Source organism: Specibacter sp. RAF43 (genome assembly GCF_052114065.1).
Classification (GTDB): Bacteria; Actinomycetota; Actinomycetes; order Actinomycetales; family Micrococcaceae; genus Specibacter.
In genome coordinates, this window is sequence record NZ_JBFREA010000012.1 from 65,677 (window position 1) to 90,300 (window position 24,624).

Genomic DNA, 24,624 nt, shown 5'->3' on the forward strand with positions numbered 1-24,624 from the left:
CGCGGGTGCAAAAGGGTGGAAATCGGGCGATGGTCCGCTGTGAATAGTGTCCGCCGATAGGGGCGTCCCGCCCGGATGGGGCGGGTACGGACGCGGCAGTTCCGGCTACCGGCGGATCCTGGCCGCCCTTGCCTGCGCCGGGGTGGCGACCTTCGCACAGCTGTATTCGGTCCAAGGCCTGCTGCCCCTGATCGCCCGTGACCTGGCGGTCACCGCCGCCAATGCGTCCCTGACCGTCTCCGTGGCCACGATGGGCCTGGCCGTGACGGTGTTGCCATGGTCCTTTGCCGCGGACCGCTTTGGCCGGGTCCGCACCATGGCGGCGGCCCTCATCCTGGCTACCCTCTTCGGCCTGCTGGTGCCCGCCTCCCCCACCTTTGGGGTGCTGATCGCGCTGCGCGCGCTTGAGGGTGCCGCGCTGGGCGGGATCCCGGCGCTCGCGATCGCGTATTTGAACGAGGAAATCAGTCCGTGGCACGCCGGCGCCGCGGCGGGCGCCTACGTTGCCGGCACCAGCCTGGGCGGGCTGTCCGGGCGATTGGTGGCCGGACCCGTGGCCGACCTCACCGACTGGCGGGTGGCAACGCTGACCGTCTCCGTCATCGCTGCCGCTGCCGCCGCGGGATTCGTGTGGCTGGCGCCGCGGCCGCGCGGCTTTGCACCGGCCCGGGACCCGGATGGCCGGCCGGCCGGATTTGGCGGCGTCCTGGCCAAGCTGGTCCCGCAGCTGCGCAACAAGCCCCTGCTGGCCCTATACGCCCAGGCGTTCTTGCTGATGGGGGCATTTGTCAGCGTCTACAACTACCTGGGGTTCCGGCTGGAGGCGCCGCCGTACCTGCTGCCGGCCACCGCCGTGGCCTTGTTGTTCCTGGCCTACCTGGCCGGCACGGTGTCGGCGCGGACTGTGGCCTCCCTGGCTTCCCGGTTTGGCCGGCGCAGCGTGTTGGTCGGTTCGGCGACGACGATGCTGGCGGGACTGGGCGTGACGCTGGCGGCCCCGCTGCCCGTCATCCTGACGGGGCTGGTGGTGTTCACGGCCGGGTTCTTTGCCGCGCACAGCGTTGCTTCCGGCTGGACCGGCGCCCTGGCCACCACGGGCCGGGCGCAGGCATCATCCCTCTACAACCTCAGCTACTACGCCGGGTCCAGCCTGGTGGGTTGGAGTGCCGGGTTCATCTTTCAGTCGCTGGGCTGGGCCGCCCTGGCCGCGGCGCTGGCCGGGCTGGCCCTGATTGCCGCCCTGACGGCCCGGTTCATGCTGCCCGCCGGCCGCCCCCCGTTGAGGTGACAGCACACGCGGGTCACGCGGCGGCGCCCCTCGTTGAGATGACAGCACCCGTGGGTCACGGGCCGGACGGTTTGCGCCTTGACCCACAGGTGCCGTCACCTCAACCGCGGAACGCGGCGAATCCGACGCCTTAGGAAAGCCCACCGCTATGCGCGAAACCCGCCCAGTGCGAGCCCCGGGTTTTAGGCCGTCCGGACGGACTCGATGGCCTGGACCAGGTCCGCCAGGATGTCCTCGGGATCCTCCAGGCCGACGGACACGCGCAGCATGGTCGCGTGCGGCTTGGCGTCGGCCGCCACGGGCCGGTGGGTGAGCCCGGCCGGGTGCTGGATCAGGGTGTCGACGCCTCCCAGGGACACCGCGTGGGTGATGAACTTGACGGCGCCGGGGATGCGTTCGGCGTAGTCGGCGGTGTCCACTTCGAAGGAGAGGAGCGTGCCGGGGCCGGACATCTGGGTGCCCACGAGCCCCAGCGGATCACATTCGGCCAACCCGGGGTACAACACGCGGGACACGGCCTCATGGCTCTGCAGGGCGGAGGCGATCTTGAACGCGTTTTCCTGTTGGGCCCGCACCCGCACGGGCAGGGTGGCCAGTCCGCGGTGCAGCAGGTAGGCCGGCCACGGGGTCAGAAGCCCGCCGGTGATGGCGCGGACCTGCCGCAGTCGGGACGCCCAGTCGGCGCTGGTGGCCACGACCCCGCCCATGGCGTCCCCGTGGCCGCCAAAGAACTTCGTGGCGCTGTGCAATACCAGGGCGGCACCCAGTTCCAGCGGCCGCTGCAGCACGGGGGTGGCAAAGGTGTTGTCGATCATGACCGGCACGCCGTCGGCCTCGGCCACGAGTGCCTTGATGTCCAGCAGGCGCAGGTCGGGGTTGGCCGGAGTCTCCGCAACCACCAGCCCGGTGTCCGGGCGCAGCGCCGCCCGGACTTCCCCGGGGTGGACAAACGTCACGCGGGTGCCCAGCAGTCCGGTGGCCAGGACGTGGTCGGAGCCGCCGTAAAGCGGGCGGACCGCCACCACGTGTGGCTTCCCCGCGGCCACGGCGGCCAGCAGCACGGCGGCGAGCGCGGCCATGCCCGTGGCAAAGGACACGGACTCGGCGGCGGTCTCCAATTGGGCCACACCGTCTTCGAAGCGGGCCACGGTGGGGTTCCACAGGCGCTGGTAGACAGTGCTTTGGCCGGGTTGCGGCACGCCGCCGGTGGCCATCTGTTCGTACGCCAGGCCGCCGGCCTCGACGCTTGTCAGCGGTGCCGTGGTGGACATGTCCAGCGGCACGGCGTGCACCCCCAGCGCCGCCAAGTCCTCGCGCCCGGCATGCACCGCCATTGAATCCCAGCCCACCATGCTGATCCCTGCCTTTTCTCCGGCTCCATTGCCGGGTCATCTTGCGAATTCCTGTAAGTATGACCCAAAAATTCAGATATTTGGTAGGATGGCGAACTAATAGCCGGTTCCGTGGGAATACTGGCATTTTCGTAGCAATCTGGAGGATTACATGGCGTCAATTGCGAAGAACGTTCGGCGCGACGCCGCCGGGGCGGGGCATGCTCCCGAGCCGCTGGACGCCGTCGACCGCCAGATCATCGACGCCCTGGTGGCCGACGCGCGGATCACCAACCGGGATCTGGCCGACGCCGTAGGAATCGCCCCGTCCACGGCCCTCATGCGGACCCGCTCGCTGATGGAGCGCGGGGCCATTGAGGGCTTCGAGGCGAAGCTGAACCTGGCGGTCATCGGCCGCGCGGTCCAGGCCCTGATCGCCGTCCGGCTGCGGGCGCATGACCGCGACCAGATCGACGCCTTCACCTCCCGCGTCCCGCAACTGCCCGAGGTGCTCTCCACCTTCCACACCTCCGGCTCGGTGGACTACCTGCTGCACATTGCCGTCCGGGACACCGATGCCCTGCGTGACTGGGTGCTGGACAACCTCACCACGGACCCGGTGGTGGGGCACACGGAAACCACGCTGGTCTTCAAGCACATGCCCGGACACACCGGACCGCTCCTCTAACGCCCGCCCGGCCGGCCGGCGTCGAGCATCCTCGGCGTGCCGGGCCGGGAGGGGCGGTGCGGCATCCCGGCACGTAACGATGTAGAGGACCAGCCCGGCCAGGACCAGGCGCACGCCCACGGAGGCGTCCGAGGCGTGCCGGGCGCGCGCGGACGGTTGCATCCGCAGCTCGCTCAGGACGGTCATGAAATACTCCTTGGGGGTTGGGTCGGGGACCGGCATGGGGTCTCGCGGCGGCACGAATGCCTCTATAGAATGGTTCACGATGCAACATTGAGCTGCTTATTTGCGCCAAGTTAAATCAAAGTGATCAATATTTTCGACTTTCCTGATCCTGGAGTGATCTTTGTGAGCATGCTGGACCCCCTTGACATTCGCCTCGTGCTGGCCCTGATCGCCGACCCGCGGGCGCAGGTCGGCGAACTCAGCGAGACCCTGGGCGTCGCCCGCAACACGGTGCAGGCGCACCTGCGCCGGCTCAACCGGACCGGGGCGCTGCGCCCCGGCGGGCGGGAGGTGGACCTGGCGGCGATCGGGTACGACGTGGTCGCGTTCATTACGATCGAGGTCTCGCACCGGGACCTCGACGGGGTCATTGCCGCCATGCGAGCCGTACCCCAGGTCCTGGAGGTGTATGAAATTTCCGGGCGCGGCGACGTCTGGTGCCGGCTGGCCGCCCGCGACGTGCACCATCTGCAAGGGGCCCTGCGCCAACTGCTGCGCATCAAGGGCGTCATCCGGACCGAAACGTCCCTTGCGCTCCACGAACACATCCCGTACCGGCTGCAGCCGCTGCTGGCGGGCATGAGCCACGGCTGACACGCCCACACCGGGGCCCCGCGGCGGCATCCCGGCAGCCCGCGACAGCCCATAATGGGTGTGTGACCATCATTGATAACGCCGTCTACGTTGACGGCGTCCGCTACGCCAACCCCAAGAGCCTGGACCAGACCTATGAGGCCATGGCGGCGTGCGGCGGCATGGCCTGGATTGGCATGTTCCGCCCCGATGCCGACGAGATGAAGTCCCTGGCCGCCGAATTTTCGCTGCACGAACTCGCCGTCGAAGACGCCATTGTGGCCCACCAGCGGCCCAAGTTGGAGCGTTACGACGACGTCCTGTTCACCGTGCTGCGCCCGGCCCGCTACCTGGATGCCGAGGAAGCCGTGGAGTTTGGTGAGCTGCACATCTTCACCGGCAGGAACTTCGTGGTAACCATCCGGCACGCCGAGACGCCCGGGCTGGCCTCCACCCGGCACCGGCTGGAGGCCGACCCGGAGCTGCTGGCCCAGGGCCCGGAAGCGGTCCTGTACGCCATCCTGGACCAGGTGGTGGACGACTACCAGCCGGTGGTCAGCGGCCTGGAAAACGACATCGACGAGATTGAGGACCAGCTGTTCGCCGGCGACCCCACCGTGTCCCGGCGCATTTACCAGCTCTCCCGCGAGGTCATCCAGTTCCAGCGCGCCATCCACCCGCTGCGGGACATGCTGGTCCGGCTCAAGGGCGGCTTTGCGAAATACAACGTCAACGTCGAGCTCCAGCGCTATCTGCGCGACGTCGAGGACCATGTGGAGTCGGTGACGGCCAAGGCCGATTCCTTCCGGCAGCTGCTGCAAAACGCGCTCACCGTGGACGGCACGCTGACCGCGAACCGGCAAAACGAGGCCAGCGCCGCCCAAAACGAGGAGTTGAAGAAGATCTCCTCCTGGGCGGCCATCTTGTTCGCGCCGTCGTTCGTGGCGGGGATCTATGGAATGAACTTCAAGATGATGCCGGAGTTGCTGTGGCCCTGGGGCTACCCGTTCGCCATCGGCCTGATGCTGCTGGTGGGGGTCGTCATGTACGTGATTTTCAAGAAAAAGACCTGGCTCTAGGCGGCGTGCTCCACTGACCTCTTAGGTCCTGGCCAGGGCGTCGATGTCCTCGAGGAAGTCCCGCGCCACGGCGTCGCTGACGGTGGCCCTCGTATCGGCAATCGTCTCGAGGTAGTCGGCGGTGACCGGCCCGCGGCGCTGGGCATCGCCGTCGTACACGGCCTTTTCCAACGCCCGCTGGGAGGCGCTGCGGGCGGCAAACTCGATGTCCGCGGGGGAGAACCCGGCACTGGCCGCGACCAGCCCGGCCACGTCCACGTGCTCCAGCGCGGCGGCCGGGATGAACCGCCGCCACATGGCGGAGCGGGCCTCGGCGTCGGGCAGGCCGATGGGAATGACGTAGTCGAAGCGGCCGTGGCGCAGGAACGCCGAGTCCAGGGAGCGGATGAAGTTCGTGGCGCACACCAGCAGCCGGCCGGGCTGGTCGCGGAATGCCGGGATGATTTTCAGCAGCTCGTTGGTCACCCCCTGCATGGGCGAGGGCGGCTCCCCCTTGCGCTGCGAGGCAATCTCCTCGACCTCGTCGATGAACACCACGGCGTGTTCGAGCTCGGCGATGTCCAAGAACGTCTGCCGCAGCGCACCGGCCAGCCCGCCGGGCTCCCCCGCCAGCCGCGACGGAAAGACCTCCACGAACGGCCACTCCAGCCGGGACGCGATGGCCTTGGCAAAGGTCGTCTTGCCGGTGCCGGGCGGGCCGAACAGCACGACGGCGCGCGGCGGCACCACCCCAAATTCCTCCGCCAGCTCCGACTCGGCCAGCGGCAGCACCAGGCGCCGCTCCAGCAGCTCCTTCTCATCGACCATGCCGGCCACCCGGTCCCAGAGGTCGCGCGGGAGCAGCCGCCCGCCCAGTTCCTCCAGGGCGCCGAGCTCGGCACGCTGGACCGGGATGCGGCGCTCAAAGTAGCGCAGGTTCTTCTTCACCACGAAGCCGCGGTTGGAAAACGCCTCCACCCGCGTTTCGGTTTCGGGCATGAGCGCGGAGAGCTTGTTCAGCCCGTGCGCGGCCATCCGGCTTTCGACGGCGGCCAGCAGCGACGTGCCGATCCCTCGCCCCCGCCCTGGACGGCCACCACGGCATGGTCCTTTTCGCAGGAGGCCAGCACCTCCGACAGATCGTAGACAGGTTCGACGCCGTTCGCCTTCAGGGACTGCCACAGCGCCAGGATCCCCTCGACGTCCTGCGAGTGAAAGTCCCGTATTTTCCAGGTGGTCATGGTCGGCGCTCCTTTGCAAAGCCCGGATCACTCACGCAATCCGGTGCCAGCATCATGGCACGGCGAGCGGCCCGCGTCGACGGGTGTCCATGGTACGGCTCCCCGCCGTTCCCCGAGGTAGCCGGTCCGCGCCGAAACTCGTCCGGACGGGGGCGAGGGATCGGCACGTCGCTGCTGGCCGCCGTCGAAAGCCGGATGGCCGCGCACGGGCTGAACAAGCTCTCCGCGCTCATGCCCGAAACCGAAACGCGGGTGGAGGCGTTTTCCAACCGGAACTGATCCTTGACCCGCACGCCCACCGAAACCCTTCTGACGGAGGAACTGATCCTTGACCCGCACGCCGCGGCAGCCATGTTCCTGACGGCCCGCACCGCCAACAGCTTTGACGCCGGGGAGATCTCCGAGGAGACCCTCCAGGCCGTGTACGCGCTGACCAAGATGGCCCCCACCGCCATGAACATCCAGCCGCTGCGCATCACCTGGGTGCGGTCCGCCGAGGCCCGCGAGCGCCTGGTGGCTCACATGGTGGACGGCAACAAGGCCAAGACCCTGAGGGCACCGATGGTGGCAGTGCTCAGCTATGACACGGACTGGCATGAGCTGCTGCCCACCACGGCGCCGCACGCTGCCGGCATGGTTCCCACGTTTGCCGGCAACGACGCCCTGCGCCAGGGCATGGGCGCGAACAACGCGCACATCCAGGCCGGCTTCTTCATCATGGCCGCCCGCGCCGCCGGGCTGGCCACCGGGCCCATGGGCGGCTTTGACGCGGCGGGAGTCGACGCCGAGTTCAACGCCGGCACACCGCGCAAGTCTTTCCTGGTGGTCAACCTCGGCAAGCCCAACGGGATTGTGGACCGCGAGCGCCTGCACCGCCTGGAGTTCGACGTCGCGACCGCCACGGTCTAGTCCTTCCGGCACCCGCGTCCCCCGGACGGGGCACGCTCCTCCCGGACGCCCCACGTTCGCCTCGGCGAGGGTGGGGCGTTTGTCATCCCGCGGCGCCGGCCGCCCCGGCCAGGCCCGCCAGGAACAGGTCCAGGCCAAAGCCGAAGGCGGCGGTTGCCTCGCTCTCCCCGGCGTCGAGCAGGCCGGCCCGGATGAGCCCGGCCCGGGTTTGTTCCTCCGTGACGGAGCCCAGGATGTAGTGGACCAGGGTGCTGGCGGCCCAGCCGGCGTGCCGGGAGGTGAGGCCCTGGTCCGCCAGCAGGGGGGCGAGGCGCCGCAGCGGCGTGGGTGTTTCGGGCGCCAGCGCGTGGGCCAGGGCCACCACTTCGGCGCCGTCGCGCACGCCCAGCAGCGCGGCGCGGATGTGCACGGCCACCTCCCGGACAGTCGTGGCCTCCGCTTCGGCGACGGGCGCCAGTATCCTGCCGGACAGCACCGTGAGCAGATCCTGCTTGTTTTTCACATGCCAGTACAAGGCGCCGGGCTGGACGCCGAGGTCCCGGGCGAGACGGCGCATGGACAGGTCGGCCAGGCCGTATTCGCGCAAGATGGTCATGGCGGCGTCCACCACGTGCTCGCGCGTCAACGTCATGGCGGCCGCCCCTTCCGTGTGCTTGATGGTGATGCGCATCCCTGCGGCACCCCTCCATCTTGCCCCATCCACGGCCCTCTCCATGGATATTGACAGCGGGCACGGCAACACCCACACTTGAACAGTGTTCAATTACTTTGATGACCTTGCCGACCGGCAGCTGGCCGGCGCCGCCCTGACCCGCGAGCAGGCCCTCACCATCCTCGAGTCCACCGACGACCAGCTGCTGGAGGTGGTCGCGGCCGCCTCCCGCCTGCGCCGGGCCCACTTCGGCAACACGGTCAAGGTGAACTACCTGGTCAACCTGAAGTCCGGCCTCTGCCCCGAGGACTGCACCTACTGCTCCCAGCGCCTGGGCTCGGCCGCCCAGATCCTGAAGTACACGTGGCTGAAGGCGGATGAGGCCGTGGCCCAGGCCGCCACCGGCATCCGCGCCGGCGCCTCCCGGGTGTGCCTGGTGGCCAGCGGCAAGGGCCCCACCGACCGGGACGTGGACCGCGTGGCGGGCATGGTGGACCAGCTCAAGGGCGAACATCCGCACGTCGAGGTCTGTGCCTGCCTGGGCATCCTCAAGGACGGCCAGGCCGAGCGCCTGAAGGACTCCGGCGTCGACGCCTACAACCACAACCTCAACACCAGCGAAACCAACTATGCGGACATCTGCTCCACCCACACCTTCGCGGACCGGGTGCGCACCGTCGAGCACGCCAAGACCGCCGGGCTGTCCCCCTGTTCCGGGCTGATCGTGGGCATGGGCGAGAGCAACGCGGATCTCGTCGACGCCGTCTTCGCCCTCCGCGAGCTGGGCAGTGAGTCCATCCCGGTGAACTTCCTCATGCCCTTTGACGGCACCCCGCTGGAGGGTACGTGGCTGCTCACGCCCGCCCACTGCCTGCGCATCCTGGCCCTGGCCCGCTTCGCCTGCCCGGCCACGGAGGTGCGGATGGCCGGCGGGCGCGAAATGCACCTGCGCACCCTCCAGCCGCTGGCCCTGCAGGTGGCCAACTCGCTGTTCCTGGGCGACTACCTCACCAGCGAGGGCCAGGCCGGCCAGGCGGACCTGGACATGATCGCCGACAACGGCTTTGTGGTCCTGGGCCAGGACTCGGGCGGCCAGGACTCGGGCGGGCAGGGGCACGACGACGGCGGCACCGCCCCGGGTGCGCCCGTCACCATCCGGCGCCGGGGAGCCGGCACCGTGCTGGCACCCAATGCATAGCTTGCCGGATTCCTCCGACGCTCGATCGGCCCGATCCCTCATTGCCCGGGACCGCGGCCTGCTGTGGCACCCCTACGCCCCGCTCGACGGCGACGCGCCCTACGCCGTGCTGCACGCGGAGGGAACGCGGCTGACGCTCGGGGCCGCCGACGGCACCACGTTTGCGGCCGTGGATGCGATGAGTTCCTGGTGGTCGGCCATCCACGGCTACCGGCACCCCCGCCTGGACCGGGCGTTGCTGGAGCAGGCGGGCCGCTTCAGCCACGTCATGTTTGGCGGGCTGACCCACGAGCCCGCCGTGCGGCTGGCCGAACAGCTCGTGGCGATGACCCCGGACGGCCTGGACCACGTGTTTTTTGCCGATTCGGGGTCGGTGTCCGTCGAGGTCGCCCTGAAGCTGGCCGTCCAGTACCAGCGCGGCTGCGGCCGGCCGGGGCGGACGCAATTCTTGGCGTTGCGCGGCGGCTACCACGGCGACACCTTTGCGGCCATGAGCGTGTGCGACCCGGTCGACGGCATGCATGCGGCCTTCCCGTCGCTCATCGCCGAACAACGCTTCCTGCCCCGCCCGCCCGCCGCCCGGCTGGTCGACGGCGAGCTGGTCGCCGACCCGGCCGAGGTGGCCGCATGGGTTGAAACTCTCACGGCTTCGGTGGCCCGGCACGCGGACGAGCTGGCCGCCATCGTCGTCGAACCCGTGCTGCAGGGCGCCGGCGGCATGCACGTCTACGCCCCCGAGGCCCTGGCCGCCGCCCGGCGGGTGGCCGACAACCACGGCCTGCTGTTGATCGTGGACGAGATAGCCACCGGGTTCGGCCGGACCGGCAGGCTGTTTGCCGCCGAATGGGCCGGGGTGGTTCCGGACATCATGTGCGTCGGCAAGGCCCTGACCGGCGGCTACCTGACGTTGGCGGCCATGCTGTGTTCGGCCCGCGTTGCCCGCGTCATCACCGACTCGCCGCTGCGGGCCCTGCTGCACGGGCCCACGTTCATGGCCAATCCGCTGGCATGTTCGGTGGCCTCCGCGTCGCTGGAGCTCCTGGCGGAATCCGGCTGGCGGGAGCGGGTCGGGCGGATCGAGCGGGGACTGGAGGCCGCCCTGGCGCCGGCGCGCGCCGTGGCCGGCGTGCGGGAGGTGCGGGTGCTGGGCGCCGTCGGCGTCGTGGAGCTGTCCGGCCCGGTCGACGTCGCGGCCGTGACCCGGGCCGCGCTCGACCACGGAGTCTGGGTGCGCCCCTTCCGCAATCTGGTGTACACCATGCCGCCGTACATCAGTTCGGCGGAAGACGTGGCCGTCATCGGCGCCGGCATCTGCGCGGCCGTGGCCCGGGTGCACGGCTGATGCCCGGGAAGTCAACGGCCATGGACACCTGGCTCGCCTCCCGGGCGGACGTTCGGGAGCGCCGCGGGCTGGTGCGCACCGCCACCGCGCGGGCGGGCCTGATTGACCTTGCCTCCAACGACTACCTGGGGCTGTCCGCGGACCCGCGGGTGGTGGCCGCCGCGGCGGCGGCGCTTCAGACCTACGGGGCCGGCGCCCGTGCGTCCCGGGTGGTGTGCGGCACCACCGGCGCGCACCAGGACCTGGAGGAGCAGCTGCGCCGGCTGACCGGCCAGGAGTCGGCCCTGGTGTTTTCCAGCGGCTATACGGCCAACCTTGGGGTGATGACGGCGCTCGGGGGCCCGGGCACCCTGATCATTCACGACGCCCACGTGCACGCCTCCCTGCTGGACGGCATCAGGCTTTCGCGCTCCCCCGCCGTTGCGGTGGCGCACCAGGATACGGCCGCCATCGGGGCGGCACTGGCCGCGCGCACCCAGCCGCGGGCCGTCGTCGTGCTCGAATCCATCTACTCCGTGCTCGGCGACGCCGCCGCGCTGGCGGAGGTGGCGGCCCTGTGCGCGGACTTCGACGCCCTGCTGCTGGTTGACGAGGCCCACGGCATCGGCGTGGCCGGGGACGGCCGGGGCGCCGTGCACGCGGCGGGGCTGGCGGGGGCCCGGCACGTGGCCGTCACCGCCACGCTCTCCAAGGCGTTGGGTTCCCAGGGCGGCGCCGTGCTGGGATCTCACTTGCTCCGAGAACATGTGCTCAACACGGCCCGGACGTTCATTTTTGACACCGCGCTGGCACCGGCCGCGGCCGCGGCGGCCACCCAGGCGTGCCGGATCGTGCGGGCGGAGCCGGAACGCTCCCGGCGAATGCTGGCCAATGCCGCCGCCCTGGCGCAGCGCTGCGGCGTGGCCGCGGCGGCCGGCGCGGTGCAATCCATCCCGGTCGGATCCGCCGATCGCGCCACCGCGCTGACGGCGGCCCTGCACGCCTCCGGGGTGGCGGTGGGGTGTTTCCGCCCGCCCAGCGTGCCCGACGGCGTGTCCCGGCTGCGCCTGACGGCCCGGGCCAACCTCACCCCGGCCGAGTTGGACCGTGCCGCCACCGCCGTGGCCGCCGCACTGGGAGTCATGCCATGACCTTTACGCGCATCCGCGAGCCCGCGCAGGTGCGGGAGGTCATGCGCCGCACGGACGACTTCGCGCCCACCAACGCGTTGACGTCGGTGGTGCCGCTGGCCCCGGCCACCCTGCGCATCCTCAGCAGGGTCCGGTTCGCCCTCCCGCCCGTGCTGGCCTCCGCCACGGGCGCGCAGCACCGGTCGGTGCGCACCATGGTGGGGAAGTTCTTCACGCCCGCCAAGGTCGCCGCCGTCGCGCCGCGCGTGCGGGAGTTGACGGCGCAACGGCTGGCCGTCACCCGTGCCGCCCTGGGCCGCGGCCCCGTGGACCTGGCGGAGTCCGTGGCCCGGCACATCCCGCCCGTCATCATGGCCGAGCTCACCGGGCAGCCCACGCCGGAGCTGGGCCTGCTGAAACGCTGGAGCCGGGACTCGCTGGAGCTGTTTTGGGGCTGGCCGGATCCGGACCGGCAGCTGGTCCTGGCCCGCAGCGCCGCCGACTTCTACGTCTGGCTTCGGGGCGAGGCCGCGGCCGCCCGCGGCACCACGTCCCTCTTCGGGGTGCTGGACGCGGCCGGGCTCACCCCGGCCGAGGTGTGCTCGCTGGGATATTTCCTGGTGATCGCCGGGCAGGAAACCACCTCCCAGCTGATCAATACCGCCCTGTACCGCGGCCTTGAGGACGCCGGCGCATGGGCGGGGCTGGCCGAGCCGGAGGCGGCCGCCGCCCATGTTCGCCGCGTGCTGTCCACGGAGTCTTCCGTCCCGACGTGGCGGCGGGCCGCCCTCCGCGACACCGAGGTGGGCGGTCGCACGCTGCCTGCCGGGGCCGAGATCTTGCTCGAGCTCAGCGGCAACCACCCCGCCGACGCCGCCCCCACGGCCTATTCACTGGCTTTTGGCCACGGCCTGCACCGGTGCCTGGGCGCCCGGCTGGCCGAGCTGGAAACGGCACTGGTGGTGGAGGAGGCCGCCCGCGCGCTGCCGAAACTGGAGCTGTCCGGCGCCCCGCCCAAGTGGCTGCGGCTGCTGTCCTTCCAAACCCCGCTCACCGTAACCGCCACTAACGCAGTCAGGGGAACTCCATGAGCCTGCCCGCCATCACGTTCATCACTGGCACCGACACCGACGTCGGCAAGACGCTGACGACGGCGGCCCTGGCGGCCACATTGTCGGCCGCCGGCGCCACCGTGGCCGTGTACAAGCCCACCCAGACCGGGGTGACCCCCGACGGGCACGGGGACATGGACGAGGTCACCCGGCTCACCGGCCTCGGGACCGTCTTTGAGGGCGTGCGCCTGCGTGACCCCATGGCCCCCGTCGTCGCGGCCGCCCGGGAAAACCGTGCCCTGCCCTCCCTGCAGCACCACGTGGACCGGCTGGCGACGTTGACCGCAACGTTTGATCATGTGCTGGTGGAGGGCGCCGGCGGCCTGCTGGTGGAACTGGACGGCGAGGCCCACACCCTGGCCGACCTGGCGGCCGCGGCCCCGGCGGCCGCCACGGCGATGGTGGTCGTGTGCCGCAGCGCGTTGGGAACCCTGAACCACACCATGCTGACGCTCGAGGCACTTGGACGCCGGGGCCTGCCCGTCACCGGGCTGGCGATCGGCTCCTGGCCGGCGGCGCCGTCGGCCATTGAGCTCACCAACCGCGAGTATTTCCGGGCGTCGGGAACGTCATTCCTTGGCAGCCTGCCCGCCGGGGCATCGCGCCTGGACCCGGCCGCCTTTCGCTGCGCCGCCCCAAGATGGCTGCACCTGCCCGTTGCCTGACGGCCGCGGTGCGGGGCTAGGGTTCCTCGTGCCGGTGTTTTTGGTGCGCGGGTTCCAGGTTGCGCCGTTGTTCGGCGAGTCGCTCGCGTTCACGGCCGCGGGAAGCACCCATCATGAACATGATGATCCCCACCATGGCCAGGAGCCAAACCACCACAATGATGGTGATAAGCAGCCAAAGTGGCATCCGAATATCTCCTCATGGAACAGTATTTGTTTTCGACCCCAATTGGACAATCATAGCGTTCCAGACCCCCGCCTCGCGCGAAGCGGAGCTTGGCGCCGTGCGCGCGCCGGGCGGGGCGCGGCGGCCGCGGCTAGACTGGCGGCATGGACGCACAAGCCATGACCGCTCCCGTCACCATCACGGTCACCGGAGCCGCCGGACAAATTGGTTATGCACTGCTTTTCCGCATCGCCTCCGGGGCCATGCTCGGCCCCCGCGTGCCGGTGCGGCTGAGGCTGCTGGAGGTTCCGCAGGCCGTCAAGGCGGCCGAGGGCACGGTGTTGGAACTGATGGACTGCGCGTTTCCGCTGGTGGCCTCCATGGACGTTTATGACGATCCGGCGCGGGCGTTCGACGGCGCCAACATCGCCCTGCTGGTCGGGGCCAGGCCGCGCGGGCCGGGGATGGAGCGCGCCGATCTGCTGCGCGCCAACGGCGGAATCTTCTCCGTCCAGGGGCAGGCGCTCAACGGCCACGCCGCGGACAATGTCAAGGTGGTCGTGGTGGGCAACCCCGCCAACAGCAACGCCTTAATCGCCGCCTCCCATGCCCCGGACATCCCGGCGTCCCGGTTCACGGCGATGACCCGGCTGGACCACGACCGCGCCGTGGCGCAGCTGGCGGCCAGGACCGGCTCCCCCGTCAGTGCCATCCGCAACGTGGCCATTTGGGGCAACCATTCGGCGTCCCAGTATCCGGACATCAGCCATGCCGCCGTGGACGGCCGGCCCGCCACGGAGCTCGTGACGCAGCAGTGGATCGAGGATGAGTTCATCCCCCGGGTGGCCGGGCGCGGGGCCGAGATCATTGCCGTGCGGGGCGGGTCGTCGGCCGCCTCCGCGGCCAACGCCGCCGTGGAACACGTGCGCCTGTGGGTGTCCGGCACGCCCAACGGCGACTGGACCAGCATGGCCGTCTCCTCCGACGGCTCTTACGGGGTGCCGGAGGGCTTAATCAGTTCGTTCCCCGTCACGGCCGCCGGCGGCGAATACCACATTGTGCCGGGGCTCTCCATCAGTGACTTTGCGCGCGCCCGCATCGACGCCTCGGTGGCCGAACTCGCCCAGGAGCGCGCCGCCGTGAAGGGGCTTGGCCTGATTTAGCGGCCCGCGGGGCCAAGTACGGCTAGCCGGTCATCAGCGCCCGGAGCTTTTCCAGCGAGCTGCCCCAGCCCACGATCGAGTCGCCGAAGTCGAAGCTTTCGGTGGCGAAGTGCTGGACGATCGTCATCCTGGTCCCGTTCTCCACCTCGTCAAGGCTGACCGTCATCGTGTTGGCGAACGGGAACATGTCGGTGGCCTCCTCCCGCATTTCAAAGCCGCTCGGCGGCTCGAACCGGGAGAACGTGCCGGCGGAGGGGAACTCGGCGCTGCCGTCGTCCATGACCATGGTGGCCGACCACTCGCCGCCGACCCGCGGATCGATGCTGACGGATTCGCGGGGGGTGTGCAGCTCCGCCGGCCCCCACCACGCCGCCAGCCGGTCGGGGTCCGTCCAGGCCGCAAAGACTAGCTCGCGGGGGGCGTTGAACACGCGCACGATGGTTAGGGTGTTGGGGCCGGCCACCATGCTTTCACCGGGGTCGCGGCTCATTGCCTGCCCTCTTGCGACCCCACACAAAGTAGGCGATGGGTCCGCCAAAATTGAGGAACGACGCCGCCACCCAGGCACGCTTGGGCCCGTTGACTTCCTGCGGTGTCCGTCGGGAGAGGTCCCGCAGCGCCGCCGCCTGCAACGCAAGCTGGACCACGCCGGCCACCACAATGCGAACCTTGGCGCGCGAGCTCATTTCACTCCACCGCTTCTTGGCTGCCATGGCGCCTCCTCATCGACCCTGTGCTGCGTACGCGGCTAGTCTATTGCGCCGCGGCACATCCGGGAATCCTTCATTGGGCCGGAGGGCGGATCGGTGCGCTCAAAAACCCAGGGCAGCCCCGCCATGTCCAGCCGATGCCGCGCCCCGGCCCGCTCGCCCGCGGCTCCGCCACCACCCGGGTATGCCTCGTCCCCGGCCCACACGACTCCGGCCGGTGCCCCGGACGCCGGTGTGCCGGCGTCGGGCATCAAAAGATAGCTGTCGTAGACGAAGGGAGGGCACGCGGCGGCCTGCCCGAGCGCCCGCGCCGCAGTGCCGAACTCGCGCAGGTGATGGAGGGTGACCCACGTGGGCGGAACCAGCGCCATGGCGCCCACCGCATGCCGCCGCAGGGCCTCCGCCGGGGCCAACCAGGCGTAGTTCTCGTGTTCTCCAGGGTTCAGTATCACCTCGGCCGTGGTGGCGGCGGCGATGAAAAACCAGGTGCGGAAGCGGCGCGGAATCCGTTGCATGGGCGTCCACTGCGAGAGCGGGACCAGCGTTTCGGGCTCCAGCTGCTGGCCGGTTTCCTCCGCCACCTCGCGCAGGCCGGCGATCCGTGCCGCCGCGACCTCGGAGAGCTGGTGGCCGTCGGGGTCGAGGCGATCAACGGGGTCGACCTTGCCGCCGGGAAACACCCAGGCCCCGCCAAAAGCGCTGCTGGCTCCGGGGCGCTCCAGCAAAAGGACCTCCAGTCCGCCCGGCCCGTCCCGCAGCAGGACCACGGTGCAGGCATCCTCCAACGGCGCCAACGGTTCATCAATACCCATGCGCCAACCCTAGTCCCCAGCCCCTCCCAACCGGCAACGCGCGGGCGCGTCGCAAGTTGGGCCCCTCGGCGCCGTGGGCCCACCCAGCCCCTCCCAACCGGCAACGCGCGGGCGGCCCCTCCCAACCGGCAACGCCCACCCAGCCCCTCCCAACCGGCAACGCGCGGGCGCGTCCCGGGAGACCGGGCATATTCTGAAAGGGTTGGAATCATTCAAGGAGGAACCATGGAGCAGGAAACCCTGGGCGGCGCGCTGGAGCGTGAGCACCGCTTGATCGACGGCGGGATCGAGGCCTACCTGGCCGGGCTCGACGCCGGCGGCAGTCCCAAGCCGCTCGCGACGGCCCTCGAGGGCCTGCGCCGCCACATCTACCTGGAGGAACAATTCCTGTTCCCGCCGCTGAAGGCCGCCGGGCTGATGGGCCCGATCTTCGTCATGCTGCGCGAACACGGCGGCCTGTGGGATGCCATGGACGCGGTCGAGTCGCTGCAGGCGGGCGGCGCCGACGCATCCGCGCTCCGCGCATCCGCCACGGAACTTTTGGCCCAGCTGGACCGGCACAACTCCAAGGAGGAGCCCATCTTGTACACGCAGGCCGACCAGATCCTCTCCGCCGCGGCCGAAACGGAACTCTCCGATTTCCTGACGACCGGCACGACGCCGGACGGCTGGGTGTGCAGCGCAGCGTCGCGGTAGGCGGTCCTCCGGGGCGCCGGCGCCGGCCCGGGTCTCGACAGCACCATCGACGGGTGTGAGAGTTGACCCATGGGAACCATGATTGACTTCACGGCCGCGGGGGAAAACTTTCAGGCATATCGCGCGGACCCGCAGGGTCCCATCAAGGGTGCCGTGGTGGTCATCCATGAAATATGGGGGCTCGTGGACCACATCAAGGACGTCGCCGACCGCTTCGCGGAGGCCGGCTACGTGGCGGCGGCGCCCGATCTCATGGGCCTGGCCGGGCTCGACGCCGTGTTGCTGGCGGATCTGGGTGCCGGCCTGGCCGACCCCGCCGCGCGCAACGAAATCCAGCCCCGGATCCGTGCGGCCACCGTGCCGCTGCGATCCCCGGAGACGGCGGCCCGTGTCCAGGCCGGCGTCTCCGAAGTCTTCAACTACCTCCAGGAGACGCCGGAAGGCTCGGGCCGGACCGCCGTCGTGGGTTTTTGTTTTGGCGGCACCTACTCGTTTGCCCTGGCGGTCGGCGAATCCCGGCTGGCGGCGGCCGTCCCGTTTTACGGCCACGCCACCTACGACGCGGCCGAACTCGCCGGCATTGCCTGCCCCGTCCTGGCCTTCTACGGCGAAGAGGACAAGGCCCTCGTGGAGGCCCTGCCGACGTTGATCACCACCATGGGCGAGGCCGGCGTCGACTTCACGTACACCGTCTTCGCCGACGCCGGGCACGCGTTTTTCAACGACACCAGCCCCTTGGCCTACCGCCCGGAGCCGGCGGCCATTGCGTGGGCGCAGACGCTGGAGTTCCTGGGCCAACACCTCGACTGAGCGGCGGGCTCAGCTGCCGGCCGCGGCGGCCAGGATGGCCCGGGCGAGCGGGCCGCCGGTGATGGCGCCGAGGTCGCCGTCCTCCACAAACACCGCGACGGCGATGTCGCCCTGGGCGGCAATCACCCACGAGTGCGTGCGCGGGGGGTTGTCCGTGCCGTACTCGGCGGTCCCCGTCTTGCCGATCGCCGCGGCCCCGGGCAGGTCCCCCAAGACGGACAGATATCCGTCGGTGACCACGGCGCGCATCATGGTGCGCAGGTCCCCGGCCTCCTTGGCCGTCAGGGCCGCCCCGGCGGCGGGCGCGGCCTTGCCGGCGTGGCCGTCGACGAGAACCGGGACCACGGCCGAGCCCTTGACCGCGGCGGACATCAGGGTGGCCATCGCCAGCGGCGACACCGCCACCTTGCCCTGCCCGATCATTGAGGCAGCATGTTCGGTGCCGGCGGAATCGCGCGGCACGTCGCCCATGAACGCGGCCAGGCCGAGGTCGTTGCTCATGCCGATGCCCAGTGCGCCGGCGGCATCGGCCAGCTTGTCCTGGGCCAGGTTCTTGAATTGGGACACGAACGCCGTGTTGCACGAGTGCGCAATGGCGGTGGTGAGCGGGATCGGCCCGAGTGCGTCCGCCGCATAGCCGGGGGCGTTGAGGAACTTCTTGCCGTCGGCCACGTAGTCCGGCGTGCAGTCCACGGTGGAGGACGGGTTGAGCCCGTTCCGGAACAGGCCCAGCGAGGTGGCGATCTTAAACGTGGACCCCGGCGCGTAGCGGCCCAGGAACGCGGTGTTGTAGCCGTTGCTGTCCGGGCCGTTGGCGGCGGCCAGGATGGCGCCGGTGGACGGGCGCATCACCACGATCGAGCTGGGCGTCTTCACGGCCGCCAGCGCGTCCTCGGCCGCGGTCTGCAGCTTCGGCACCAGCGTGGTCACAAGGTCCAGGCCGTCCTTTGCGTCCACGCTGAACAGTACCCGCGGGGGCACGGCGTCCGGTGCGGCGTCGGCGGCGGGTGAGGCTCCGGCGTCGGGCGCGGTCGCGGCGACGGCCAGGACGCTCACGCCGGGGGTCCCGGACAGCTGGTCGTTGAAGGAGGCCTGCAGCCCGCCGACGCCGACCGCCTGCCCGGCGGTCACGGCCCCTTTGGACTTTTCAATGTCCTCGGCCGTGGCCTCGCGCACGGAACCCAGGAGTGCGGAGGCGAAGGTGCGCGAGGGGGCCAGCGGCAGGGTCCCGGCCGTGGCCAGGAATCCCACAATGCCCTTGAGCGTGGCCGCATCCAGGGCCTCGTACGCGTCCTGGCGCAGGGTGATGGCGTCCACAAACGCCACCGGTCCGTACGCCTTGACCTTGGCCAGGTAGCCTGCCGGGTCAATGCCGACGACGGCGGCGAGCGCCTTGGCGGACGCCGCGGCCTGGGCGGCGCTGAGGCCGTCCTTGTTGATGCCGACCACCCGGACGGGGCGGTCCTTCACGATTGCCTCGCCGTCGGCGGCCAGGATGCCGGCGCGCTGGCCGTACGTGGTGGTGATTTTCAGCCGCTCACCGGCCGCCAGGCTGGGCTCCAGAATCTCCGGGGTCCAGGCGACCCTCCAACCGCTGCCGGCGCGCACCATGCTCGCGGCACTCTGGTAGGTCCACGGCTTGGCGAGCTTGGGGATGGCCCAGCTGAAGTTCAGGGAGACGCGGGCGGCGTCGCCGTCCACCGTGACGCCGGCCACGGTCACCGTGGGCCAGACCGGGTCGATGCCCTTGGCCTGCTCGCTGAGTTCCTTTTGGACGTCCGCGCCCGGCGTATCAAAGGCCACGTCCCCGACGGTGTGCGTGGTGAGCGCCTTGGCGAGCGCGGCGGCGGCGCCGGTGCCGTCGTCCCGGGGCGAACAGGCCGCGCCCGTCACTGCGAGGGCAAGGGCGAGGAACAAAGCAGCAGCATGGCGAAGCATAAAACCCCCAAAATTGATTGTGGCTTCAGCCTACCGAACCCGCTGGACGGGCGCGGCGGGCAGGGGGAAACTGGGAAGGTGCCCGAGCTGCCGGAGATTCACGCCCTTGCCGCGGATCTCGATGCCCGCCTGCGGGGCAGGACCGTCGAACGCCTCGACATCTTCGCCGTCGCCGCCCTGAAGACCTTTGACCCGCCGGCCTCCACGTTGGCCGGGGGAGCCGTCCAGTCCGTGACCCGGCACGGGAAGTTCCTCGACCTGGCCATCGGCGACCTGCACCTGGTCCTGCACCTGGCCCGGGCAGGCTGGGTGCACTGGCGCGAGGAGGTGCCCGCCCGTTCCGGCCGCCTCGGCAAGGGGCCCCTGGCGGCGAGACTGGTGCTGGCGGGTGGATCGGCCCTGGACATCACGGAGGCGGGGACCAGGAAAAGCCTGGCCATCCATGTGGTCGCGGACGTTGCCAACGTGCCGGGCATCGCCGGCCTGGGGCCCGATCCCCTCGGCACGGACTTCACCAGGGACGTGTTCCTGGGCATCCTTGCGGCGGCCGGCCGGGCCCACATCAAGGGCGTACTGCGGCAACAGTCGATTATTGCCGGCATCGGCAACGCCTATTCCGATGAGATCCTGCACGCGGCCAAGATGTCGCCCTTCCATCCCGCGGCCATGGGCGCCGAGGAGGGCGGGCGGCTGTTCGCCGCACTCCAGGGGACGCTCCGGGACGCCGTCGAACGAACGCGGGGCCTGGCCGCCGCGGACCTCAAGGGGGAAAAGAAAGCCGGCCTGCGGGTGCACGGTCGAAGCGGGGAACCGTGTCCGGTCTGCGGCGACACGGTGCGCCAGGTTGCCTTCGCGGACTCAAGCCTGCAGTACTGCCCCACCTGCCAAACCCAGGGCAAGCCGCTGGCGGATCGGCGGCTGTCGCGACTGCTGAAGTAGGGCGCCGGGCTTTTCCCTAGCCGTGCCGGACGTCAATCCTTCCGGGGGCTTCGGCGTCGAATACGAGCCAGCGGTTGGCCACCTTGTCCGTAAAGAAGCGGTCGTGGCTGACCACCAGCACCGCGCCCGGGAAATGCAGCAGCGCCCGTTCCATGACCTGGGTGCTGGACATGTCCAGGTGGTTGGTGGGCTCGTCGAGCACCAGCACGGAGGCGCCGGAGAGCAGGCACTGGGCCATGGCCACGCGCGCCCGCTGGCCGCCGGAGAGGTTGCCGATGCGTTGCTTGAGGTCAGCCTCGGAGAACTGGAACATGGCCAGGAAGCGGTTGACGGACTTCTTCGTCGCCGTCAACGCCAGGCTGTCCGGCAGGGCGTTCACGGCATGGGTCACGGTGTCCTCCGGGTCCAGGTCCGCCAGGACCCGGTTGTAGGAGACCCGCCCGCCGCCCTTCGCCCACGTGACCTGGCCGGAATCCGCCGGCTCCTCCCCCGTCAGCGCCCGCAGCAGCGTGGACTTGCCGCTGCCGTTGGCCCCGAGCACCACAATGCGGTTGCCGCGGCGGATCTCAAAGCTCAGGTCCCGGAACAGGGTCCGCTCGCCGTAGGACTTGCTCAGCGACTCCACCCGGCACAGCACGTCCTTCACGTGCAGTCCGCCGTAAATTTCGGTGATGATCTGATCCACCGGCCGCGGGGCCCGGGCCTTCTTGATCCTGGACAGCTTCGAATCCAGGCCGCGGCTGGCGGCCTTTGCCGCCGCGCGGCGGTCGGCAATGCCCTCGGCCTCAAAGGCCAGCAGCTCGGATTCGTGCACGAACTGGCTCTGCAGCGTCTTGAGCCGGAACGCCTTGGCCGTCACGTAGTCGGCGAAGTTGCCCGGGTATTCGTGCAGGTGGAAGTTCTCCACCTCCACGATGCGGTGACCACGGCGTCAAGGAACGTGCGGTCGTGCGAGACGATGACCGCCGCGCCCCGGAAGTTCTTGAACCAGCCCTCCAGCCACTCGACGCCGGCCACGTCCAGGTAGTTGGTGGGCTCATCCAGGAGCAGCACGTCCGGGGCTTCCAGCAGGATCTTGGCCAGCGCGGCCCGGTTGCGCCAGCCGCCGGAGAGCTCGTCGATGGCGCAGATGCGGTGGGCGTCGTTGAAGCCGAGCGTGGTGAGCACCGTGTCGATGCTGCGCTGGTAGTCCCAGCCGTCCAGCCGGTCCATGTCGGCAAACAGCTCGGACTGGCGGTGGATCAGCCGGTCCAGCTCATCCACCGGCGGGCCCGCGGCGATGGCGCCGTCAATGTCCGCCAGCTCCGCCTCGATGGCCTGGACGTGGACGAACAGTTCCGCCAGCACCTCCTGGATGGTGGCGGCGCCGTTGAGCTCGGAAAATTGCGAAAAGTAGCCGATCCTGGTGCCCAGCTCCACGCTGACCGTCCCGGTGTCCGGCGCCACCTGATCGAGCACCAGCTTCAAGAGCGTGGACTTGCCCGAGCCGTTCTTGCCAATGAGCCCCACCCGGTCCCCGGCCTCCAGCTTGAAGAAGGCCTCCCGCAGCACCGCCACCTTCTCAAAGCGGACGCTGACGTCGTTTAGCCGGATCAAGCTCATGGGTGTGGTCCTCACGGAAGTTGGCGGGCCCAAGATAAACACCCGCCCCCAGTTTACCGGCGCGCAGACGGTACGGTGGTCTCTAAACCCTGCGGCCCGGTACTTCGGGCCGCCCGACGAATGGATGGACAAGTAGATGAGGGCACCGATTCGCATTGGGATCGCCGGTTACGGAAACCTGGGCCGCGGCGTGGAGGCCGCCGTCGCGAAGAACCCGGACATGACGCTGGCGGGCATCTTCACCCGGCGTGAGCCGGCCGATGTGGCGCCGCTGCACGGCGATGCTCCCGTGTTCGGGATGGATGCGCTCGCCGGCCATGCCGATGACATTGACGTGCTGATCCTGTGCGGCGGCTCGAAGTCGGACCTGCCCGGGCAGGGGCCGGCGCTCGCGGCCCTGTTCAACACCGTGGACAGCTTTGATACACATGCGCGGATTCCGGAGTATTTTGCCTCCGTGGACGCGCCGGCGCGGGCCCATTCCAAGACCGCGTTGATCTCCGCCGGCTGGGACCCGGGCATGTTTTCCATCAACCGCGTGTACGGCGAGGCGCTGCTGCCCGACGGCGACACCTACACGTTTTGGGGTCGCGGGCTGAGCCAGGGGCATTCGGAGGCGATCCGCCGCGTGCCCGGAGTGGCCGGCGGCGTGCAGTACACGCTGCCGTCGGAAACCGCGATCGCCGCGGTCCGCGCCGGGGCCCGTCCCACGCTGACCACCCGCCAAAAGCACACACGTGAATGCTTCGTGGTGCTGGCGGAGGGTGCCTCCGCGGAGGCCGTGCGCCGGGAAATTGTGGGCATGCCGCACTACTTTGACCAGTACGAGACCACGGTGACCTTCATCACCGCCGAGGAGCTGGCGCGCGACCACGCCGCCATGCCGCACGGCGGCTTCGTCATCCGCAGCGGCAACACCACCGGCGACCACGCCCAGGTCATCGAGTACTCCCTGGCGCTGGGCAGCAACCCGGAATTCACCTCCAGCGTGCTGGTGGCCTATGCGCGCGCCGTGCACCGGATGAGCCGGGCGGGCCAGTTCGGCGCCAAAACGGTCCTTGACGTGCCGCCGGGGCTGTTGTCGCCACAATCGGCCGCGGAACTGCGCGCGGAACTGCTCTAGGCGCCCCCACCTGCTGCGCCGCGCCGGCTACCGCGCCCGGCGCAGCCGCAGCCACCGGTAGCCGATCCCGACGGCGAACATCCCCAACCCCGCAAGCACGGATGCGACGGGCAAGGTGGCGACCAGGCCGGCGCAGGCCACGGCCCCCACGACCTGCAGGGCCCTGGGATACCGGCGCTGCGCCCCCGGCTGGGTGAACGCGGACACATTGGCCACCAGGTAGTAGATCAGCACGCCAAAGGAGGAGAAGCCGATGGCCCCGCGCAAATCCGCCACCGCAATGATGACGCACACGGCCGCGCCCAGCGCCAGCTCGGCCCGGTGCGGGACCCGGTATTTCGGGTGGACGGCGGCAAACCAGGCGGGCAGGTCCGCCTCCCGGGCCATGGCCAGGGACGTCCGCCCCAGGCCGGCCACCAGCGCGAGCAACGCGCCCAGGGATGCCAGCGCGGCGCCGATCCGCACCACGGGACCGGCCCACCCCCAGCCCCCGGCGGCGGCCGTCAGCGGCGCGGCGGTGGCGGCCACGCCGTCGGCCCCCAGGGCGGCCAGGACCGTGGCGCCGACGGCCAGGTACACGGCCACGGCGATGCCCAGGGCGATGAGGATGGCCTTGGGGATGGTTGTCCCGGGCCGGATGACCTCCTCGCCCATGGTCGCGATCCGGGCGTAGCCGGCAAAGGCAAAGAACAGCAGCCCGGCCGACTGCAGGATCCCGTACCAGCCGTGCGCCAGGAGCCCGCCGTCGAGGATCCGTGGCGCCGCCGCGGCCCCCGTTGCCCACGACGCCGCGAGCGCCACGGCGAGCGCCGCGAGGACGGCGGCCACAATGACCTTGGTCAGGGCCGCCGTCCGGCTCACGCCCCGATAGTTCACGGCCACCAGCAGCGCCACCGCACCGACGGCGACCGGCCGATCTGCGCCCGGCGGCGCCGCGTAGGCGGCAAAGGTCATGGCCATGGCGGCGCTGCTGGCCGTCTTGCCCACCACGAAGCCCCAGCCGGCGATGAACCCCGGCCACGGGCCCAGCCGCGCGCGGCCGTACACGTACGCGCCCCCCGACGTCGGATAGGCGGCGGCCAGCTGGGCGGAGGACGTCGCGTTGCAGTACGCGACGCCGGCGGCAATCACCAGCCCCAGCAGCAGGCCGGCCCCGGCAGCCTGCGCGGCGGGGGTGAACGCGGCAAACACGCCGGCGCCGATCATGGAGCCCAGGCCGATGACGACGGCGTCGACGGTCCCCAGCCGCCGCTCGAGACCCGGATTGCTCATGA

Annotated in this window: 25 protein-coding genes and 2 pseudogenes; 16 read left to right on the plus strand and 11 right to left on the minus strand. The window is 70.3% G+C overall.

Annotated elements, in window-relative coordinates; all coding sequences use genetic code 11:
• Positions 1 to 46 precede the first annotated feature (46 nt).
• On the plus strand, positions 47 to 1,288 hold the full coding sequence (locus AB4Y80_RS08435; RefSeq protein WP_442213602.1) for an MFS transporter: 1,242 nt from the start codon (positions 47 to 49) through the stop codon (positions 1,286 to 1,288).
• Positions 1,289 to 1,470: 182 nt separating this feature from the next.
• On the opposite strand, the gene AB4Y80_RS08440 is transcribed toward AB4Y80_RS08435, so the two are convergent.
• Entirely contained in the window at positions 1,471 to 2,640 is a 1,170-nt protein-coding gene (locus tag AB4Y80_RS08440) for a trans-sulfuration enzyme family protein (RefSeq protein WP_442213603.1), read from the minus strand.
• Between the two features lie 151 nt (positions 2,641 to 2,791).
• On the opposite strand from AB4Y80_RS08440, the gene AB4Y80_RS08445 reads away from it, so the two are divergent.
• The 3 genes from AB4Y80_RS08445 to corA all read left to right on the plus strand — a co-directional run bounded on the left by AB4Y80_RS08445 (position 2,792) and on the right by corA (position 5,184).
• Positions 2,792 to 3,307 (plus strand): Lrp/AsnC family transcriptional regulator, encoded by a 516-nt coding sequence (locus tag AB4Y80_RS08445; protein WP_442213604.1) that lies wholly within the window; start codon positions 2,792 to 2,794, stop codon positions 3,305 to 3,307.
• A 354-nt stretch (positions 3,308 to 3,661) separates the two neighbouring features.
• Positions 3,662 to 4,126, plus strand: a complete 465-nt coding sequence (locus tag AB4Y80_RS08450; RefSeq protein ID WP_442213689.1) for an Lrp/AsnC family transcriptional regulator — start codon at positions 3,662 to 3,664, stop codon at positions 4,124 to 4,126.
• Between the two features lie 62 nt (positions 4,127 to 4,188).
• Positions 4,189 to 5,184: a magnesium/cobalt transporter CorA gene (gene corA, locus AB4Y80_RS08455; protein WP_442213605.1), complete on the plus strand. Its 996-nt coding sequence runs from the start codon at positions 4,189 to 4,191 to the stop codon at positions 5,182 to 5,184.
• A 21-nt stretch (positions 5,185 to 5,205) separates the two neighbouring features.
• Here the strand turns inward: corA and AB4Y80_RS08460 are convergent.
• Positions 5,206 to 6,404: pseudogene (locus AB4Y80_RS08460) on the minus strand (ATP-binding protein).
• A gap of 147 nt (positions 6,405 to 6,551) precedes the next feature.
• Here AB4Y80_RS08460 and AB4Y80_RS08465 point away from each other — a divergent pair.
• Together AB4Y80_RS08465 and AB4Y80_RS08470 are read left to right on the plus strand one after the other, a co-directional pair.
• Positions 6,552 to 6,677: pseudogene (locus AB4Y80_RS08465) on the plus strand (GNAT family N-acetyltransferase); the annotation flags it as partial.
• Between the two features lie 9 nt (positions 6,678 to 6,686).
• Positions 6,687 to 7,313, plus strand: a complete 627-nt coding sequence (locus AB4Y80_RS08470; protein WP_442213606.1) for a malonic semialdehyde reductase — start codon at positions 6,687 to 6,689, stop codon at positions 7,311 to 7,313.
• 82 nt (positions 7,314 to 7,395) lie between these two features.
• Here the strand turns inward: AB4Y80_RS08470 and AB4Y80_RS08475 are convergent, their stop codons facing one another.
• On the minus strand, positions 7,396 to 7,983 hold the full coding sequence (locus AB4Y80_RS08475; protein WP_442213607.1) for a TetR family transcriptional regulator: 588 nt from the start codon (positions 7,981 to 7,983) through the stop codon (positions 7,396 to 7,398).
• Positions 7,984 to 8,068: 85 nt separating this feature from the next.
• Here AB4Y80_RS08475 and bioB point away from each other — a divergent pair, with 85 nt between their 5' ends.
• Genes bioB through bioD form a run of 5 tightly spaced genes read left to right on the plus strand, consistent with a single transcriptional unit; the run spans position 8,069 to position 13,391 of the window.
• Positions 8,069 to 9,163, plus strand: a complete 1,095-nt coding sequence (gene bioB / locus AB4Y80_RS08480; protein ID WP_442213608.1) for a biotin synthase BioB — start codon at positions 8,069 to 8,071, stop codon at positions 9,161 to 9,163.
• On the plus strand, positions 9,156 to 10,505 hold the full coding sequence (locus tag AB4Y80_RS08485; RefSeq protein WP_442213609.1) for an adenosylmethionine--8-amino-7-oxononanoate transaminase: 1,350 nt from the start codon (positions 9,156 to 9,158) through the stop codon (positions 10,503 to 10,505). The genes bioB and AB4Y80_RS08485 overlap by 8 nt, the downstream gene beginning before the upstream one ends.
• A 20-nt stretch (positions 10,506 to 10,525) precedes the next feature.
• Positions 10,526 to 11,635 carry an aminotransferase class I/II-fold pyridoxal phosphate-dependent enzyme gene (locus tag AB4Y80_RS08490; RefSeq protein ID WP_442213610.1) on the plus strand — a complete coding sequence of 370 codons (1,110 nt, stop codon included), beginning with the start codon at positions 10,526 to 10,528 and terminating at the stop codon, positions 11,633 to 11,635.
• Entirely contained in the window at positions 11,632 to 12,705 is a 1,074-nt protein-coding gene (locus tag AB4Y80_RS08495) for a cytochrome P450 (RefSeq protein WP_442213611.1), read from the plus strand. Before AB4Y80_RS08490 ends, AB4Y80_RS08495 begins: the two co-directional genes overlap by 4 nt.
• Entirely contained in the window at positions 12,702 to 13,391 is a 690-nt protein-coding gene (gene bioD / locus AB4Y80_RS08500; RefSeq protein WP_442213612.1) for a dethiobiotin synthase, read from the plus strand. Before AB4Y80_RS08495 ends, bioD begins: the two co-directional genes overlap by 4 nt.
• Positions 13,392 to 13,407: 16 nt before the next feature.
• Here the strand turns inward: bioD and AB4Y80_RS08505 are convergent, their stop codons facing one another.
• Complete coding sequence (locus AB4Y80_RS08505; RefSeq protein WP_442213613.1) at positions 13,408 to 13,578, minus strand: hypothetical protein; 171 nt, start codon at positions 13,576 to 13,578, stop codon at positions 13,408 to 13,410.
• A 158-nt stretch (positions 13,579 to 13,736) separates the two neighbouring features.
• Here AB4Y80_RS08505 and AB4Y80_RS08510 point away from each other — a divergent pair, with 158 nt between their 5' ends.
• Positions 13,737 to 14,720, plus strand: a complete 984-nt coding sequence (locus AB4Y80_RS08510) for a malate dehydrogenase (protein ID WP_442213614.1) — start codon at positions 13,737 to 13,739, stop codon at positions 14,718 to 14,720.
• A gap of 22 nt (positions 14,721 to 14,742) precedes the next feature.
• Here the strand turns inward: AB4Y80_RS08510 and AB4Y80_RS08515 are convergent, their stop codons facing one another.
• The 3 genes from AB4Y80_RS08515 to AB4Y80_RS08525 are packed head-to-tail and all read right to left on the minus strand — an operon-like array spanning position 14,743 to position 16,242.
• A complete protein-coding gene (locus AB4Y80_RS08515; protein WP_442213615.1) occupies positions 14,743 to 15,210 on the minus strand; it encodes an SRPBCC family protein in 468 nt (155 codons plus the stop codon).
• Positions 15,191 to 15,433 (minus strand): PLDc N-terminal domain-containing protein, encoded by a 243-nt coding sequence (locus AB4Y80_RS08520; protein WP_442213616.1) that lies wholly within the window; start codon positions 15,431 to 15,433, stop codon positions 15,191 to 15,193. The genes AB4Y80_RS08515 and AB4Y80_RS08520 overlap by 20 nt, the downstream gene beginning before the upstream one ends.
• A gap of 35 nt (positions 15,434 to 15,468) precedes the next feature.
• Complete coding sequence (locus tag AB4Y80_RS08525; RefSeq protein ID WP_442213617.1) at positions 15,469 to 16,242, minus strand: NUDIX hydrolase; 774 nt, start codon at positions 16,240 to 16,242, stop codon at positions 15,469 to 15,471.
• Between the two features lie 225 nt (positions 16,243 to 16,467).
• Here AB4Y80_RS08525 and AB4Y80_RS08530 point away from each other — a divergent pair, with 225 nt between their 5' ends.
• Both AB4Y80_RS08530 and AB4Y80_RS08535 read left to right on the plus strand, forming a co-directional pair.
• Entirely contained in the window at positions 16,468 to 16,938 is a 471-nt protein-coding gene (locus AB4Y80_RS08530) for a hemerythrin domain-containing protein (protein ID WP_442213618.1), read from the plus strand.
• Between the two features lie 69 nt (positions 16,939 to 17,007).
• Positions 17,008 to 17,748: a dienelactone hydrolase family protein gene (locus AB4Y80_RS08535; RefSeq protein WP_442213620.1), complete on the plus strand. Its 741-nt coding sequence runs from the start codon at positions 17,008 to 17,010 to the stop codon at positions 17,746 to 17,748.
• Positions 17,749 to 17,757: 9 nt separating this feature from the next.
• Here the strand turns inward: AB4Y80_RS08535 and AB4Y80_RS08540 are convergent, their stop codons facing one another.
• On the minus strand, positions 17,758 to 19,686 hold the full coding sequence (locus AB4Y80_RS08540; RefSeq protein ID WP_442213622.1) for a penicillin-binding transpeptidase domain-containing protein: 1,929 nt from the start codon (positions 19,684 to 19,686) through the stop codon (positions 17,758 to 17,760).
• A gap of 78 nt (positions 19,687 to 19,764) precedes the next feature.
• Between AB4Y80_RS08540 and AB4Y80_RS08545 the strand changes: the two genes are divergently transcribed.
• Positions 19,765 to 20,625 (plus strand): DNA-formamidopyrimidine glycosylase family protein, encoded by an 861-nt coding sequence (locus tag AB4Y80_RS08545; protein WP_442213690.1) that lies wholly within the window; start codon positions 19,765 to 19,767, stop codon positions 20,623 to 20,625.
• 16 nt (positions 20,626 to 20,641) lie between these two features.
• Here AB4Y80_RS08545 and AB4Y80_RS08550 read toward each other — a convergent pair whose 3' ends face one another.
• Both AB4Y80_RS08550 and AB4Y80_RS08555 read right to left on the minus strand, forming a co-directional pair.
• Positions 20,642 to 21,538 carry an ATP-binding cassette domain-containing protein gene (locus tag AB4Y80_RS08550; RefSeq protein WP_442213623.1) on the minus strand — a complete coding sequence of 299 codons (897 nt, stop codon included), beginning with the start codon at positions 21,536 to 21,538 and terminating at the stop codon, positions 20,642 to 20,644.
• Complete coding sequence (locus tag AB4Y80_RS08555) at positions 21,481 to 22,227, minus strand: ATP-binding cassette domain-containing protein (RefSeq protein WP_442213624.1); 747 nt, start codon at positions 22,225 to 22,227, stop codon at positions 21,481 to 21,483. The genes AB4Y80_RS08550 and AB4Y80_RS08555 overlap by 58 nt, the downstream gene beginning before the upstream one ends.
• A 136-nt stretch (positions 22,228 to 22,363) precedes the next feature.
• Between AB4Y80_RS08555 and AB4Y80_RS08560 the strand changes: the two genes are divergently transcribed.
• Entirely contained in the window at positions 22,364 to 23,350 is a 987-nt protein-coding gene (locus tag AB4Y80_RS08560) for a diaminopimelate dehydrogenase (protein ID WP_442213625.1), read from the plus strand.
• Positions 23,351 to 23,377: 27 nt separating this feature from the next.
• Here AB4Y80_RS08560 and AB4Y80_RS08565 read toward each other — a convergent pair whose 3' ends face one another.
• A complete protein-coding gene (locus AB4Y80_RS08565) occupies positions 23,378 to 24,622 on the minus strand; it encodes an APC family permease (RefSeq protein WP_442213626.1) in 1,245 nt (414 codons plus the stop codon).
• Positions 24,623 to 24,624 lie beyond the last annotated feature (2 nt).

Coding starts and splice junctions, on each gene's coding strand:
- AB4Y80_RS08440 (WP_442213603.1), bottom strand. CDS start 2,640: ATGGTGGGCTGGGATTCAATGGCGGTGCATGCCGGGCGCGAGGACTTG.
- AB4Y80_RS08445 (WP_442213604.1), top strand. CDS start 2,792: ATGGCGTCAATTGCGAAGAACGTTCGGCGCGACGCCGCCGGGGCGGGG.
- AB4Y80_RS08450 (WP_442213689.1), top strand. CDS start 3,662: ATGCTGGACCCCCTTGACATTCGCCTCGTGCTGGCCCTGATCGCCGAC.
- AB4Y80_RS08475 (WP_442213607.1), bottom strand. CDS start 7,983: ATGCGCATCACCATCAAGCACACGGAAGGGGCGGCCGCCATGACGTTG.
- AB4Y80_RS08485 (WP_442213609.1), top strand. CDS start 9,156: ATGCATAGCTTGCCGGATTCCTCCGACGCTCGATCGGCCCGATCCCTC.
- AB4Y80_RS08490 (WP_442213610.1), top strand. CDS start 10,526: ATGGACACCTGGCTCGCCTCCCGGGCGGACGTTCGGGAGCGCCGCGGG.
- AB4Y80_RS08495 (WP_442213611.1), top strand. CDS start 11,632: ATGACCTTTACGCGCATCCGCGAGCCCGCGCAGGTGCGGGAGGTCATG.
- bioD (WP_442213612.1), top strand. CDS start 12,702: ATGAGCCTGCCCGCCATCACGTTCATCACTGGCACCGACACCGACGTC.
- AB4Y80_RS08505 (WP_442213613.1), bottom strand. CDS start 13,578: ATGCCACTTTGGCTGCTTATCACCATCATTGTGGTGGTTTGGCTCCTG.
- AB4Y80_RS08510 (WP_442213614.1), top strand. CDS start 13,737: ATGACCGCTCCCGTCACCATCACGGTCACCGGAGCCGCCGGACAAATT.
- AB4Y80_RS08515 (WP_442213615.1), bottom strand. CDS start 15,210: ATGAGCCGCGACCCCGGTGAAAGCATGGTGGCCGGCCCCAACACCCTA.
- AB4Y80_RS08520 (WP_442213616.1), bottom strand. CDS start 15,433: ATGGCAGCCAAGAAGCGGTGGAGTGAAATGAGCTCGCGCGCCAAGGTT.
- AB4Y80_RS08525 (WP_442213617.1), bottom strand. CDS start 16,242: ATGGGTATTGATGAACCGTTGGCGCCGTTGGAGGATGCCTGCACCGTG.
- AB4Y80_RS08530 (WP_442213618.1), top strand. CDS start 16,468: ATGGAGCAGGAAACCCTGGGCGGCGCGCTGGAGCGTGAGCACCGCTTG.
- AB4Y80_RS08535 (WP_442213620.1), top strand. CDS start 17,008: ATGGGAACCATGATTGACTTCACGGCCGCGGGGGAAAACTTTCAGGCA.
- AB4Y80_RS08540 (WP_442213622.1), bottom strand. CDS start 19,686: ATGCTTCGCCATGCTGCTGCTTTGTTCCTCGCCCTTGCCCTCGCAGTG.
- AB4Y80_RS08555 (WP_442213624.1), bottom strand. CDS start 22,227: ATGAGCTTGATCCGGCTAAACGACGTCAGCGTCCGCTTTGAGAAGGTG.
- AB4Y80_RS08560 (WP_442213625.1), top strand. CDS start 22,364: ATGAGGGCACCGATTCGCATTGGGATCGCCGGTTACGGAAACCTGGGC.
- AB4Y80_RS08565 (WP_442213626.1), bottom strand. CDS start 24,622: ATGAGCAATCCGGGTCTCGAGCGGCGGCTGGGGACCGTCGACGCCGTC.